Below are 14,224 nucleotides of genomic sequence, written 5' to 3'. Positions count from 1 at the left end.
TTGTCGGAATGCACTCACATATAAAAGGATAAAACGTGCCAAAATCGATTGATTATTTCTTTTCCATCGGCTCGCCCTGGTCATATCTCGGGCTTGATACGCTCGAGGAACTGGCAGAGCGGCATGTGGTCGAGATCAAGCCATATCTTGCGACCGTCATCGAGGAGAATGGCGGCATCTTTTCGCGCAATCGTCCGGAAGCCCGTCGCGCTTATGGCACGCAGGATCTCAAGCGTTGGGCCAAGTTTCGCGGCAAACCGCTTTTCATTGATGATCGCCCGGCTCTGAGTGATCCCACACCTGCTTCATTCAGTGTGATTGCGGCTTACCTTGAAGGTCAAAACTGGCTGCAGCTGACACGCGTGCTTCAACATGCGTTTTGGTCTGAGGCCAAGGATATTGGCAAGCCGGAAGTCCGCAGTGCGGTCGCCGATGAAGCCGGTTTCAACGGTCAGTATCTGGTTGGGCGTGAGAATGATCACGACGTTCAGGCCAAATGGAAATCGGATCGCGAACGTGCCGTCGACAAGGGTGTGTTTGGTTTTCCGACCTATATTTACGATACTGAGACTTATTGGGGACAAGATAATCTCGGCTTTCTGGCGAGTCATCTGCGCGGAGAAGCCTATTAAAATCAGATGGCTGCATTAGAAACTTCAGATAATGCAGCCAGTCGTTATATCGGGTGTCAGCGAAGCGCGTATCCACCATCAGGATAAAGGTTAGAACCGGTCACAAACCTGTTTCCCATGAGGTAAAGTACGGTATCGGCAATCTCGGATTCAGTGCCTGGTCTGCCAACAAGCGAATTTTGACGATAGTGTTCATAGGCTATTTCGCGTATTTGCTGCGGACGATTTTGCCAAAGATGGCCGTCGATCGTACCGGGTGAAATCGTGTTCACCCGGATGGGTGCCAGATCAATCGCCAACCCGCGACCGAGCCCTTCGATTGCACTGTTGCAAGCTGCATAAACTGCGCCACCCTTGATTGGCCTTGCGCTGGCTGCACCGGCCATCAAGGTGATCGAACCAGCCTTGTCGAGGTGCGGAACAGCTTGTTTCACAGCCCAGTATTGGCCCCAGAACTTTGAACGAAACGGGCTTTCAATTGCCTCTATGTCGTCGCTGTCGAGGCCGACCACAGTGTAGGTGGCCGCCGGGACGAACAGATGATCGAAAGCGCCGATTGCTCTGAAAAATGTCGCGAGAGATTGAATGTCGGAGGTATCGACTTCCAGTGCGGTTGATCTCTCTCCCAGAGTTATAGCAGCCTGTTCAAGTCTTGCAGGATCGCGTGCGCCTATAACGACCTTGCCGCCGGCTTCTACCGCCTTCTTTGCAACGGCAAACCCTATCCCGGTACTTCCACCAATCACGACGATTGTCTTATCTCGCAGTGCTTCTGACATTGCTCACCCTTCACAGCGCTGAAATTGTGTGAAAGGCAATTTATCATGGAGAAAATTTCGCACTTCTGGCATTATTTATATTCAATCACGACAAATATTATCGACAGATGATTTCAAACGAACGGTTAAATGGTATCAGAGCATTTGTTCAGGCTGAGCAATCGGGCAGCTTCGCGGCTGCATCAACCGTGTTGGGCCTGTCGCAATCTGCGGTGAGCAAATCTGTTGCTCGGCTTGAAGATCGTCTCGGTGTGCGGTTGTTTCATCGCACGACCCGCAGTCTAAGCCTGACCGACGAGGGGCGCGTTTATCTTGAAAGTTGCCGTCGGGCGCTTGAAGAGCTTGCGAATGCAGAAACTGCACTTTCTTCCCGCATAGCTGTTCCGGCAGGACGGGTGCGGATTAATCTGCCGGATTTGTTTGGCCGGAAATGCGTTGCACCTTTGTTGATGCAACTCGCCCAGGCCCATCCACAGCTGCATTTTGAAGTGTCATTTGAAAACCGCGTCGTGAACCTCATTGAAGAGGGGTACGACCTTGCGGTGCGGATCGGTGATCTGCCCGATAGTATGGATCTGATTTCTAAACGCGTGGGTCAGCAGGACGTCATCATTTGTGCATCGCCCTCTTATATATCGGCCTACGGTAAGCCTTTGAAACTGAGTGACGTTCAAGAGCATTTCTGCGTCATGCAGTTTCGTGGTGGGCGGAATGAACCATGGGTCGTTTTAAACGAGCATGGGGAAAAGGTTCGATGCGATATCCGCGCGAACCATAGCTTTGCTGCTTTTGATATGATCGTTGATGCGGGTATTGCTGGCTTGGGGCTTGTTCAGGTACCCCGTTGGCTGGTCGAAGACAAGCTCTTGTCCGGCGCGTTGGTTCAGGTTTTGCCGGATATCAGAACGCCTTCGTTGCCGATCCATGTCATATGGCCGGGCGGGCGTGTTCTTGCGTCACGCGTGAGAGCAACGATTGATATAATTGCTGAAGGCTTGCGGTAGCTCGCGCCGCGCTTGATAGGCGCGGCGCCGCTTAATTTTACTGGCTGGAGAGGCTGTTTCCAGCTGGGGCACCAAGCTCAAAAAGCTTGGAACCTTGCTCGCCATCGATCTCCCGATAACCAATGATCCGAAACCATTTAACGACATCAGGACGATCGAGCCAACTTCTGGAATGTATCGGACGGTCGCCAGAAAGCGCCTGAATTTGCTTTATGTGCTTCCGGCAAAAGCGGACGGATCGCGCATTGAAGAAATCTTCCTTCGCTGCAAACAGCGTATCTGTTCCATCATCCGCCTCTTGCCAGGCAATGATCGCCACGACCTTGTCGTCTTCAATCAGTGCATGTGCGCGTCCTTCGCGCAAGTTCATGGTAAGGTTATCATAGGCCGATCTCACGTCTTTCCCAGCCGCGATATATTCTGCTGCCATTCGCTCTGAAAGGTCGTGAAAAACGCTTTCCAGATCACCAACACTTGCCGTGCGTGCTTTCATCTTTCTGACCTCCCTTGGTTATTTTCCTCCGCGCCAAAAGGGATAATCTGATTATCCCAAGGCCGATCGGGTCGATATCTTCAACGTTAAAATGCTGAAGCCGGTTCCACTTTGGAAATATGCCATGTTGGGTTTTTCGATAAAACCCAATAATGCCAACGCAAGATATTGGGATGGAGTCTAACATTGCTCTGTGACGGGCGCTTAGCACTATGTTCCATGAATCACGGAAATATGAAGCGCAAATTCCTTGAGTGGCGCAGGCTGCACAATCATATTCCTTAGCTCAATGAGTGCGTAGTCGTAAAATCACCGATCTGAAAAACGCTCATCGAGAAGCGCCCACCTCATTTCGCAATAGCCTCAGGAACAATCAATTGAACAAGTCTCTTCATCTTACGGCGTTTATGCGCCCTGTAAGTCTGCATACTGGCGCTTGGCGATATCCCGGTGCCTATGCCGACGCAAACTTCAATTTCAATCATCTGAAGGCTTTCGCCCAGAAACTTGAAGCGGCGAAATTCGACGCATTCTTCATGGCGGATCATCTTGCGGTCCTCAACATGCCGGTCGAGGCACTGAAGCGCAGTCATACGGTTACGTCGTTTGAACCATTCACGCTGCTGTCAGCTCTGGCTGCGGTGACTGACAAGATCGGACTGGCGGCGACTGCTTCCACCACATTTGACGAGCCGTACCATATTGCCAGACGTTTTGCCTCGCTTGACCATATTAGCCAGGGGCGCGCAGCGTGGAACATCGTCACGACATCCAATCCCGATTCAGCGCTTAATTTCGGCAAGGACGAGCATGTCGAGCATGGCGAACGCTACAAGCGTGCGCGCGAGTTCTATGATGTTGTAACCGGACTTTGGGACAGCTTTGCGGATGATGCATTCATCCGGGATCAGGAAAGCGGCATCTTCTTTGATCCATCCAAGATGCATGTTCTGGATCATCATGGCGATGATTTTAATGTGCGTGGACCACTCAATATTGCGCGTCCAGTACAAGGATGGCCGGTAATTGTTCAGGCTGGTCAATCAGAACCGGGCCGCCAGCTGGCGGCTGAAACCGCAGAAGTGGTGTTTTGTGCGCCGCGAGACATTGTTGAATCAAAAAAGCTTTATGCTGATTTGAAGTCGCGCTTGGCAGCTGCCGGTCGCGCGCCATCGTCGTTGAAGATATTGCCTGCAGCCTTCATTGTCCTTGGCGATAGCCTTGAGGAAGCCAAGCAGAAGCGTGCGAAGCTCGATAGTCTTGTTCATTATGATAGCGGTATCGCATCGCTATCGATTGCTCTGGGCCACGATGTATCAGGCTTTGATCCAGACGACTATTTGCCTCAAATTCCCGAAACCAATGCAAGCAAGTCGGGCAGGGCGCAGGTGCTTAAATTGGCTGAAGAGGAAAAGCTGACTGTCCGTCAGCTCGCCCAGCGTTACGGCGGCTATTCGGGTCTTGCTTTCGTCGGAACTGTCGAAAGCGTTGCCGATGAAATGCAGAAATGGCTGGAAGAGGATGCCAGTGACGGCTTCACAGTTGTATTCCCCTTCCTTCCGCAAGGCCTTGATGATGTGGCGGAAAGACTGGTGCCTGAGCTACAGCGCCGTGGTATCTTCCGCACCGATTACGAGGGCAGCACACTGCGTGAACACCTCGGCCTCCCACGCCCTTCAAACCGCTTTTTTGATGGCAGCTAAGCTGTCTGAACTCTGAACCGATGTCGCTGGATGGATCGGTATTTTCAAACCGAGATTGTCCCGCAATGTCGGACCATCATAATCGCTGCGGGCAAGCCCGCGGCGACGAAGCTCCGGCAACACCAGTTCGGCAAAGTCTTCCAGACCTGCCGGGAAGATAGGCGGCATCACATTGAAGCCATCCGCGCCATAGGTTTCAAAACGCTCTTCGAGCGCATCAGCCACGTCCGTCGCCGTGCCAACGATTTGTAGATGACCACGCGCGCCCGCAACCCGGAGATAAAGTTCGCGAATGGTTAGATTTTCGCGCCGCGCCAATTCAAACAGAAGCTCTTGTCTGCTTTTGCTGCCTTGAGTTTCCGGCAACTCCGGCACGGGACCGTCGAGATCGAACTGCGAAAGGTCGGGGCCGGACCAGCCAGAAGACAGAATATTGAGCCCCACAGACGGGTGAATGAGGTTCTGGAGCTGATCGAACTTATCCCGAGCCTCCTGCCTCGTGCGACCAACAACCGGAAAAATGCCCGGCATGATTTTGATATCGTCGGCATCACGGCCATAGTGCGCTGCACGCAGTTTGACATCTTTGTAGAAAGCGGAAGCTTCCGCAATAGTCTGCTGTGCCGTGAAAACAACATCTGCACTTTTTGCTGCCAGTTCCTTTCCTGCTGCCGATGAACCAGCCTGCACGGTCACCGGATGCCCTTGCGGGGAACGCGGCACATTCAACGGTCCCTGAACGGAAAAGTGCTTGCCCTTGTGATCAAGTACATGCCGCTTGTTAGGGTCGAAAAACCGTGCCTGCTCCTTGTCATAAAGAAAGGCATTATCTTCCCAGCTGTTCCATAGTCCCGTGACGACATCGGCAAATTCTTCCGCCCGTTCATAACGGTCGGCATGTTCATAATGGTGGTCGAGATTGAAATTGCGCGCCTCAAAGTCGCTGGCCGAAGTCACAAGGTTATAGCCTGCGCGACCACCGCTTAAATGGTCAAGTGAGGCAAATTTTCGTGCGATGTGAAAAGGCTCATTGAAGCTTGATGAGGCCGTTGCAACAAGACCGATATGGCTGGTGACAGCCGAGAGCGCTGACAAAAGCGTGAGTGGCTCAAACTGTGCTACATAGCTGTGCGCTGTGCGGCTCAGAATTTCGAGATTGTCGCCGCGGGTTCCTGCACCATCGGCAAGAAACAGCAGATCGAATTTGGCTGCTTCTGCCAGCGAGGCAACGTTGCGGTAATAGTCGAAATTGATGCCAGCATTTGCAACAGCATCCGGGTGCCGCCATGCCGCAATATGGTGGCCGACCGGATAGACGAACAAGCCAAAACGCAGAAAACCCTCACGCTTTGCCATTTCAGGCGCTCCGGGCCTGAGATGGTGTTGCAACGGATAAGGCTGGCAGTTCCAGATTGGCGCGGAAGTCAGAACCGATATAATCCGTATCAATCAACGACCGGCGTCGAAGCTCCGGGATCAGACCATTTAAAAGTAAATCTTCCTGATCGGGATTACCAATGCCGTGCAGTGTGAGAACGTCAACAGCACCCTTATTGAAGCGTTCTTCAATCGCATCAACAAGTTGCTTCGGCGTACCTGCAATCGACCAATGGCCGGTTTCCTGTGCCTCAATAATCAACTGACGCAGGGTCAGACCTTCACGCGCATAGCGGCGGAAGACTTCGACACGGCCCCGGCGGCGGTTAATGCTGGTGATTTCCGGCAGCAGGTTTTCCGGTAGAGACTTGTCGAGCGGCAGATCGCTCAGATCAATATGGCCGCCGAGCATATCTGCAAGTTTGACACGTCCCTGATCATAATCGATTGCCTCATGCTTGTCTTTCAGACGGCGAGCAACATCGGCTTCCGATGAGCCAATCAGCGAATGAAGCGAGTTCATGATGAATGGCAGATTGTTGCCACGGCCAAACTGTGCCGCTCTGCGGCGCAGCTCGGTGGCAAAGGCCACAGCATCTTCGAGCTTCGGCTGCGATGTATAGACGACTTCAGCATAGCGGGCGCCAACGGTGACACCGGCGTCGGATTGGCCGGCCTGAAACTGAACCGGACGACCCTGCGGCAGAGGTGGCACATTCAGTGGCCCTTCTACGCTGAAATGCTTGCCACGATAGTTGATGGGGTGAAATTTTTCCGGGTGGACAGAGATATTACCCGACGCTTTGCGGGTGATCGCATCACGTTCATTTGCATCATAGAGCGCGTTCACGATCTCGATGAATTCCGCAGCCCGTTCATAGCGCTCTTCCGGACTTGGCAGATCGCCGCCGAAATTCTCTTCGCCGACCGAAGAGGTCACGGCATTCCAGCCCGTTCTGCCACCGCTCAAATGATCTAGCGTGCCGATCTGGCGTGCGAGATTGTAAGGATGCAGAAATGTCGTTGAGACGGTCGCAATAAGCCCGATATGCGATGTGGCATGTGCCAGCGCTGCGAGCGCGATAACCGGGTCTTGCGTGCCGGTCGTGCCCGCTAGACCCGCCGGATCAAGTTGCAGAAGGTCGGCAGTAAAAAGACCGGTGATTTTCTCGGCTTCAGCCTTCTTTGCCAACTCTATTGCGCGTTTGAACCCAAAGGTCTTGTCCTGGTCATTGTCCGCGGAAACAACGTTGCTGGCACCAAACAGGGTTTTCAAGCGGCGGGTGCGTGTTCTTGTCATAGTGATCTCCTCAAGAAGCGCATGCCGAAACGTGTGAAACGGTTTTCGGACAAGATGCGCGTTAAATAGTAATTCAGGCCGCGCTTATCGTTGGAACGGCATCCAGCAGGGCGCGTGTGTAATTGTGCTGTGGTTGGGAAAAGACGCGTTCAACAGCGCCGCTTTCAACGATGCGACCGTCCTTCATCACCAGAACGCGGTCTGTCAGATGATGGACGACGCCAAGGTCGTGCGAAATGAACAGAAGCGATGTGCCTGAAGCTGCTTGTAGCTCAGCCAGAAGGTCGAGGACCTGTGCCTGCACCGATACATCAAGCGCGCTTACAGGCTCATCGGCGACTAGCAATTTCGGGCGCGGTGCAAAGGCACGCGCGATGGCGACGCGCTGGCGCTGACCGCCCGACAATTCACGGGGATAGCGCTTGAGAAACTGCGCCCCCAGACGCACCGCATCCAGCACTTCCACCACGCGCTTGCGGCGTTCATCACCATAGATATGAACGGAATCAAGGCTTTCACCGACGATCTTTTCAACCGTGTAACGCGGATCGAACGAACTGAGCGCATCCTGCGCAATCAGTTGCATATGCGCACGCTGTGCGCGGCGTTGCTCCTCGCGCAGATTGCTCCAGAGTCTGCCATCAATATGTACCGTACCCTGGTCGGGTTCAGTTAACCCCAGAACGATCTTCGCGACGGTGGTTTTGCCAGAGCCGGATTCCCCAACAATGCCGAGCGCTTCGCCAGCTTTCAACGAGAATGAGACATCATTGACGGCCAAAGGCGTGTTTGCTTTGCCATAATGTTTGAACAACCCTTTGGCTTCCAGAACATTAGTGCTCTCATCGATGCGCTTTGCTGGTAGGGCCACCCTGACTTGCGGTTGGTGCGGCTGTGCTGGCGATAGCCGGTAGCCGCGCGAACCTGCCGATGGCACGGCTTCGAGCAAATGTCGCGTATAGGCTTCCTTCGGCGCATTGAGGATCTGGTTAGTCGGGCCTTCCTCAACGATGCGGCCATTGTGCATGACAAGAACGCGATCGGCCAGCCTTGAGACAACAGCAAGGTCATGGCTAATCAGCAGAAGTGTGTGTCCCGCTTGGCGTCGCTCCGCAAAAAGATCGAGGATCTGCTTCTGAACCGTCGCGTCAAGCGCTGTGGTCGGTTCGTCGGCAATGAGCAGTGACGGCGAGCGTGCAACCGCTGTTGCGATCAGTGCGCGTTGCCGCAAACCGCCGGAAAGCTGATGTGGATATTGCAGCAATCTGCGATCAGGGTCGGGAATGCCGACCGAGCGCAGCAATGCCTTGCTGCGATCCGTGACATCCGGCCTTCGGAAGAAGCCCTTGACGCCGAAGGCATCGGAAAGCTGTTGCGAGATACGACGTAGCGGATCGAGCGATACCAGCGCGTCCTGCAGGACAAAACCGATTTTGTTGCCGCGCAAACCCCGCCATTCCTTATCGCGGTAATCAAGGACACTCAGACCATCGATCTCGAAAAGGTCAGCCTTGACGATAGCGCTCGGGCCTGAAAGTCCGATCAGTGCTCGTGCGGTCACTGACTTGCCGGAACCGGATTCCCCGACCAGCGCCACTGTCTCGCCGGGATGAATGGTCAGATCAATGCCTTCGACAACTTTCACCAATTGATCATCGCGCTGAAAGCTGATGGACAGATTGCGGATTTCAACAAGCGGCGTTGTCATGACTGCCTCCGGCCTTCAAAGGCAAGCTGCCAGCGGCGTCCGAGAATGCTGATCGATATAACGGTGAGCGTGATCGCAAGGCCGGGCCAGACACCAATCCACCAAGCAACACGCAGATAATTGCGCGCTTCTGACAGCATCGCGCCCCATTCGGGTGCTGGTGGTTGCGGTCCCATGCCAAGAAAGCTCAAGCCCGCAGCACTGATGATCGCTGTGCCAAGCCCGATGGTTGCCAAAATCGGAACCTGTGCAATGGCGTGGGGCAATATGTGTCGCAGCACGAGGATGTGACGTTTCAGCCCAAATGTTTTCGCCTGTTCGACATAACCGCTTTGCGCAATAACGAAGGTCTGCGCGCGCACGACGCGGGCGAAACGCGGAATGATGGCAACCCCAAGCGCAAAGATCAGATTGACGGTGCCCGGTCCTGTGAACGAGATGAAAACAAGAGCCAGCAGAAGATCGGGAAACGAAGACACCACATCGAGAAAGCGGGAAATTGCTTCATCAATCAGGCCGCGCGATAGTCCAGCCAACAGCCCCAAAATCGAGCCAGCGATAGCACCGATAGCCACAGCGCTAAAGCCGATCAGAACGGAATAGCGCGCACCGTGAACCACGCGTGAAAACACGTCGCGGCCCAAATGATCGGTGCCAAACCAATGTTCTGCAGAAGGCGGCAATTGTGCCTGTAGCGGATCTGCCAGCAATGGATCAGCTGTTGTGAGTAAACCCGGCCAGAGCGTTGCAACGGCAATTAGTGTTAGAAAGAGTGATGGCAATGCAAGTGCGGGGCGTGAAGCAACCAATCGGGTCAGATCACGTAAGCTTGTGCCAGCCGGTTTTGCCGTCGAGTGTGTTTCAAGTGCGGGGGTGACACTCATGATCTATCTCCGGCCTTCGGTTCTCAGGCGCGGATCAATCAGCAGATAGAGCACATCAACGATGGTGCTCATCACCACATATATAAACGCCGAGAAAATAGCGACAGCCAGCACCACCGGCAGGTCGTGATAAAGCACTGCATCAACCGTGATGCGGCCAAGACCGGGACGCCCGAAGACGGCTTCGGTAATAACAGCGCCTGAAAGGAGTCCACCAATCAGCCAGCCGGTCAGTGTCACTGCGGGCAGCGATGCGTGGCGCAAACCATGTCTCAAACGCAGCACAAGATTGCTGGTCCCCCAACTGCGCACTGTGAGCGCAAAGGGTTCTTCCAGCGCGCGTTCCAGACCTTCGCGCAAAACCTGTCCAATGACCGCGCCTAAAGACAAACCAAGCGATAGAGCTGGAAGAACGAGTGCTGCGAAATTCCTGTCCCCCGACACCGGAAACAGCTTGAGAGTGAAGGAGAAGACGAAGAGCAAAACGATGCCAAGCCAGAAGGATGGCGTTGAAATCAGCACAAGTTCTGTGCCGGCCGCGATTGAGCGCGGCAGCTTTTTACCGGCTGTCAAAACAGCGCTGCCCACAGCAAAGACGATTGCCACAAAGAGCGCGGCACCCGCGAGCTTTAGCGTCGGCCACATCTGCGAAAACAACAGCTGTGAAACGTCTGTCTGCAGATAATAGGAACGGCCAAAATCGCCATGCAGAATACGTCCGAGATAGGACAGGTATTGCATGAAGATTGGATCATCCAGCCCCCATTCAGCGCGAATGGCAGCTTCGACTTCAGGCGTGCGTAACTGCTCGCCAATCAGTATGCTGACGATGTCGCCGGGTGCCAAATGGACGCTGATGAAGCTCAGGGTGATTGCCGCCCAAAGAACCAGCAGGCCTGAGCTTATGCGCAGGGTGATTTGTCCCGTAAGGCTGTTCCGCGGAACTCCGAAACGCCGGGGCAACCAGCTTGCGGGTGCGCGACCGATGGTCGTGGTATTTTCAGCATCCATGATCTGTAGCTCCTCTGTGCCGAAGTCCGCAGGACGGCGTGTTTATTCGCTGCGCCAGATGTCGTAAGCGCTTTCAGGAAGTTGCTTGAATGGGCGGAAGCTGATGCCTTTGACATAGCTTGCAGCCGCAACCTGATCTTCAGGCTCGTACAGCGGCAAGGCATAGGCCTGATCCAAAATGGCGAAGTTTTGCAGCTTGCTGTAAAGCTCAAACCGTTTGGTCTGATCGAGCGTTGAGGCGGCTTCATTCAGCCATTGCGCTAATTCAGGTGCTGAAGCGCGGCTGTAATTGATGTAACCGCCCTTATCGAGTGGCAGGTAATGCAGCTCGATATCGATAGCGTCGGTTGGCGTGTTGGAATTGGCAATCGAGCCAAATTCGCCAGTCTTTCGGCGATCTGTGTAGGTTCCGGCATCCACATAAACGATCTTGAGATCAATGCCCGCACTCTGGCGCGCCTGCGCCTGCAAAGCCTGCAAGAGAACGTCGCGCTGGTCACGCACTGTTGCCTGTGCCTGAATAACTTCGATGGTCAGCGGCTTGCCATCCTTGGTGCGGAAGCCTTCCGCATTGCGTTCCGTCCAGCCCGCTTCATCAAGAAGCTTGTTGGCAAGCTCTGGATTTGCACCGTATTTTCCTTCGATACTTTTATCGTAGAACTGCGGATCAATAGGCGAGGTGATGCCCCATGCGCGGGTGCGTTCCCCGCGATAGACAGACTTGAGAACGGCATCGACATCAATGGCTGCAACCAGCGCTTTGCGAACATTAAGCTCCTGCGTCGGCCCCCATTCGACATTGAGAAAAAGCGAATAAGGTGTGCCGGTATTCAAGGCCGTCTGATAGGTGAAATCAGGATTGTCCTTGAACAAGGCCGCATCATTGCCGGAAACACCTTCAATGACATCAACCTGACCAGACGTAAGAGCGCCGGTTCTGACCGAGGACTCGCCCAGGAAACGGTAGGTCACTTCATCCAGATAGGCTGGACCCTGATGAGCAGCATTTGCCGGTGCCCAGTTGTAATCCGGGTTTTTTGCGAAGTTTAGTTCCTGTCCTTTGGCATAGCGCTTCAAAATGAAAGGACCGGTTCCTGCAATCTGAGGTCCGCCGGATTTGATTTCTTCAGATTTGAATGCAGCAGGCGAGAGAATTTCCAGGCTGGCAATATAATCGAGAAATGGCGCGTAAATGCCTTTGAGCGTGAAACTGACGGTGTTTTCGTCAAGCGCTTTCGCTTCTGCAATGCGCGACACTGGCCCGGTGCTTGTGCTGCCGGAATAGGCCGGGTCTTTGAGCGCTGTAATGTTGGCAACGACCGCTTCCGCATTGAATTCTTCGCCGTCCGTAAACTTCACATCATCGCGTAGCGTGAATGTGTAGGTTTTACCGTCGTCCGAAATCTTATGATCTTTCGCAAGCCAAGATACATAACCGCCGTCAGCGGTGCGTGCGAGCAGCGATTCATAAGCATTGCGCAGCAGAAGTTTGGTTTTGTCCTGACCATTGAGTTGCGGATTGAGCGTTGCAGGCTGGGTTTCAACGCCCCAGACCAGCTTGCCACCTTCAACGGGTTTGGCGTCTTCCGCGAAGGCCATTTTTGGCAGTGCGACCGCTGCGAAAACTGCGGTTCCGAGTGTCAGGAAATATCGGCGATTAAGCATGTATCGGTCTCTCGTAAGAAGGATGAAATTAATCTTGAAGCCAGATGTCGTAGGCGCTTTCCGGAAGTCGCTTGAAAGGGCGGAAACCAATGCCTTGAACGCGGGTTGATGCGACGATTTGATCGGCTGGCACGTAGAGCGGCAGGCCATAGGCCTGTTCGAGCAGCGCAAAACGTTGCAATTCTGCGTAAGTCTCAAAGCGCTTTTTGGGATCGAGCGTGGAAGCGCCTTGGTCCAGCCATTGGGAGACTTTGGGGTCTTCTGTTCGGCTATAGTTGATCGAGCCGCCCTTATCGCGTGGCAGATAATGGAAATAGATGGTGACGCCATTTTCTTGCGTCGTAGTCGAGTTTGGAATGATGCCGTATTCACCGTCTTTCTGACGGCTGGAATAGGTGCCCGCATCGACATATTGCAGCGCAATATCGATGCCCGCATTCTGTCGGGCCTGGGCCTGTACCGCCTGTAACAGAATATCTCGCTGGTCGCGCACGGTGGATTGTGACTGCACAACCTCGATTGTCAGACGTTTGCCGTCTTTGGTGCGGAAGCCGTCGGCATCGCGTTCCGTCCAACCCGCGTCATCGAGAAGCTTATTGGCAAGTTCTGGATTAAACCCGTAAGTGCCTTCAATCGACTTGTCATAAAAGTCAGTGTCAGCGGGCGTAAGAATGCCCCAAGCACGTTCGCGTTCACCGCGATAAACCGACTGAATAATGCGTTCGACATCGACGGCAGCCAACACTGCTTTACGGACATTGACCTCGGAAGTGGGTTCGCGGGTGATATTGAGATAGAGCGTATAAGGCGTTCCTGTGTTGATTGAAGTTTGGTAGCTAAATTCCGGGTTATCTTTGAAAAGTTGCGCATCGTTGCCGGAGATGCCTTCTGCGGCATCAATCTGCCCGGAAGTAAGTGCGCCGATACGCACTGAGGATTCAGGCAGGAAACGATAGGTCACATCATCGAGGTAAGCCGGCCCTTGATGCGCGGCATTTTGGGGCGCCCAATTATAATCCGGGTTTTTAACGAAACGGATTTCCTGACCCTTGATATAACGGTCGATAACAAAGGGGCCGGTTCCTGCGACTTCTGTTCCACCAGCCTTCAGCTGTGTAGACTCGAATGCTTTGGGCGAGATCAGTTCAATGCCAGCCGCACCATCCAGAAATGGTGCGTAAACGCGGTCGAGTTTTATAACGACAGTCAGTGGATCAACGGCCGTGACTTCGCTGACACGCGCGACATGGCCCGCACTGATGCTTCCAGAATAAGTGGGTTCTTTGAGTTTGCTAAAGTTGAGAGCAACAGCCGCCGCATCGAATTTTTCACCATCCGAAAACTTCACGCCGTCGCGTAGTTTAAACGTGTAGGTTTTGCCGTCTTCAGAAACTTCATAGCTCTTGGCGAGCCACGGCACATAACCACCTTCCGGTGTGCGGGCCAAAAGGGATTCATAGGTGTTGCGCAAAATGAGCTTGGCTTTGGCCTGACCGTTCAAATGGGGGTTAAGTGTGCTTGGTTCTGTCTCCACGCCCCATGTGAGAGAACCACCGCTGACGGGTTCAGCATTCGCTTTGGCTGAAGTGATTTCGGCTCCAGCAGCAATGATCAGAGTAAGGGCGCTGGCGCCAGCCAGGAAAGCTCGTCTTGTTACCACGTTAAATA

12 protein-coding genes are annotated in these 14,224 nt (G+C 53.7%); 3 read left to right on the top strand and 9 right to left on the bottom strand.

Annotated features, from left to right (window positions below; translation table 11 throughout):
* Window positions 1-35: 35 nt before the first annotated feature.
* Window positions 36-632 carry a 2-hydroxychromene-2-carboxylate isomerase gene (locus tag QSJ70_RS11435; protein WP_215778758.1) on the top strand — a complete coding sequence of 199 codons (597 nt, stop codon included), beginning with the start codon at window positions 36-38 and terminating at the stop codon, window positions 630-632.
* Between the two features lie 56 nt (window positions 633-688).
* Here QSJ70_RS11435 and QSJ70_RS11430 read toward each other — a convergent pair whose 3' ends face one another.
* Window positions 689-1,411: an SDR family oxidoreductase gene (locus QSJ70_RS11430; protein ID WP_215778760.1), complete on the bottom strand. Its 723-nt coding sequence runs from the start codon at window positions 1,409-1,411 to the stop codon at window positions 689-691.
* Between the two features lie 107 nt (window positions 1,412-1,518).
* Here QSJ70_RS11430 and QSJ70_RS11425 point away from each other — a divergent pair, with 107 nt between their 5' ends.
* Window positions 1,519-2,415 carry a LysR family transcriptional regulator gene (locus QSJ70_RS11425; RefSeq protein WP_285536496.1) on the top strand — a complete coding sequence of 299 codons (897 nt, stop codon included), beginning with the start codon at window positions 1,519-1,521 and terminating at the stop codon, window positions 2,413-2,415.
* Window positions 2,416-2,452: 37 nt separating this feature from the next.
* Here QSJ70_RS11425 and QSJ70_RS11420 read toward each other — a convergent pair whose 3' ends face one another.
* A complete protein-coding gene (locus QSJ70_RS11420) occupies window positions 2,453-2,908 on the bottom strand; it encodes a hypothetical protein (RefSeq protein WP_007878990.1) in 456 nt (151 codons plus the stop codon).
* A 407-nt stretch (window positions 2,909-3,315) separates the two neighbouring features.
* On the opposite strand from QSJ70_RS11420, the gene QSJ70_RS11415 reads away from it, so the two are divergent.
* Window positions 3,316-4,611 carry an LLM class flavin-dependent oxidoreductase gene (locus QSJ70_RS11415; protein WP_285536837.1) on the top strand — a complete coding sequence of 432 codons (1,296 nt, stop codon included), beginning with the start codon at window positions 3,316-3,318 and terminating at the stop codon, window positions 4,609-4,611.
* Here QSJ70_RS11415 and QSJ70_RS11410 read toward each other — a convergent pair.
* The 7 genes from QSJ70_RS11410 to QSJ70_RS11380 form a co-directional block, all read right to left on the bottom strand.
* Window positions 4,585-5,967, bottom strand: a complete 1,383-nt coding sequence (locus QSJ70_RS11410; protein WP_285536495.1) for an LLM class flavin-dependent oxidoreductase — start codon at window positions 5,965-5,967, stop codon at window positions 4,585-4,587. The two genes, QSJ70_RS11415 and QSJ70_RS11410, sit on opposite strands and share 27 nt — an antisense overlap.
* Before the next feature lies 1 nt (window position 5,968).
* On the bottom strand, window positions 5,969-7,288 hold the full coding sequence (locus tag QSJ70_RS11405) for an NtaA/DmoA family FMN-dependent monooxygenase (protein WP_215778765.1): 1,320 nt from the start codon (window positions 7,286-7,288) through the stop codon (window positions 5,969-5,971).
* Window positions 7,289-7,361: 73 nt separating this feature from the next.
* The gene (locus QSJ70_RS11400) at window positions 7,362-8,996 is read right to left on the bottom strand and encodes a dipeptide ABC transporter ATP-binding protein (RefSeq protein ID WP_215778767.1); all 1,635 of its coding nucleotides are present in this window, start codon (window positions 8,994-8,996) and stop codon (window positions 7,362-7,364) included.
* Window positions 8,993-9,880, bottom strand: a complete 888-nt coding sequence (locus QSJ70_RS11395) for an ABC transporter permease (protein ID WP_285536494.1) — start codon at window positions 9,878-9,880, stop codon at window positions 8,993-8,995. Before QSJ70_RS11395 ends, QSJ70_RS11400 begins: the two co-directional genes overlap by 4 nt.
* Window positions 9,881-9,883: 3 nt before the next feature.
* Entirely contained in the window at window positions 9,884-10,891 is a 1,008-nt protein-coding gene (locus tag QSJ70_RS11390) for an ABC transporter permease (protein ID WP_007878999.1), read from the bottom strand.
* Window positions 10,892-10,933: 42 nt separating this feature from the next.
* Window positions 10,934-12,556, bottom strand: coding sequence for an ABC transporter substrate-binding protein (locus QSJ70_RS11385; protein WP_285536491.1), 1,623 nt, complete (start codon window positions 12,554-12,556; stop codon window positions 10,934-10,936).
* A 28-nt stretch (window positions 12,557-12,584) separates the two neighbouring features.
* Window positions 12,585-14,216 carry an ABC transporter substrate-binding protein gene (locus QSJ70_RS11380; protein ID WP_285536489.1) on the bottom strand — a complete coding sequence of 544 codons (1,632 nt, stop codon included), beginning with the start codon at window positions 14,214-14,216 and terminating at the stop codon, window positions 12,585-12,587.
* Between the last annotated feature and the right edge of the window lie 8 nt (window positions 14,217-14,224).

Source organism: Brucella sp. NBRC 12950, from assembly GCF_030268145.1.
Taxonomy (GTDB): domain Bacteria; phylum Pseudomonadota; class Alphaproteobacteria; order Rhizobiales; family Rhizobiaceae; genus Brucella.
The sequence above is the reverse complement of the archived record's forward strand: the minus strand, read 5'-3'. Positions and strand labels throughout refer to the sequence as shown.

Coding starts and splice junctions, on each gene's coding strand:
- QSJ70_RS11430 (WP_215778760.1), bottom strand. CDS start 1,411: ATGTCAGAAGCACTGCGAGATAAGACAATCGTCGTGATTGGTGGAAGT.
- QSJ70_RS11425 (WP_285536496.1), top strand. CDS start 1,519: ATGATTTCAAACGAACGGTTAAATGGTATCAGAGCATTTGTTCAGGCT.
- QSJ70_RS11420 (WP_007878990.1), bottom strand. CDS start 2,908: ATGAAAGCACGCACGGCAAGTGTTGGTGATCTGGAAAGCGTTTTTCAC.
- QSJ70_RS11415 (WP_285536837.1), top strand. CDS start 3,316: ATGCGCCCTGTAAGTCTGCATACTGGCGCTTGGCGATATCCCGGTGCC.
- QSJ70_RS11410 (WP_285536495.1), bottom strand. CDS start 5,967: ATGGCAAAGCGTGAGGGTTTTCTGCGTTTTGGCTTGTTCGTCTATCCG.
- QSJ70_RS11405 (WP_215778765.1), bottom strand. CDS start 7,288: ATGACAAGAACACGCACCCGCCGCTTGAAAACCCTGTTTGGTGCCAGC.
- QSJ70_RS11400 (WP_215778767.1), bottom strand. CDS start 8,996: ATGACAACGCCGCTTGTTGAAATCCGCAATCTGTCCATCAGCTTTCAG.
- QSJ70_RS11395 (WP_285536494.1), bottom strand. CDS start 9,880: ATGAGTGTCACCCCCGCACTTGAAACACACTCGACGGCAAAACCGGCT.
- QSJ70_RS11390 (WP_007878999.1), bottom strand. CDS start 10,891: ATGGATGCTGAAAATACCACGACCATCGGTCGCGCACCCGCAAGCTGG.
- QSJ70_RS11385 (WP_285536491.1), bottom strand. CDS start 12,556: ATGCTTAATCGCCGATATTTCCTGACACTCGGAACCGCAGTTTTCGCA.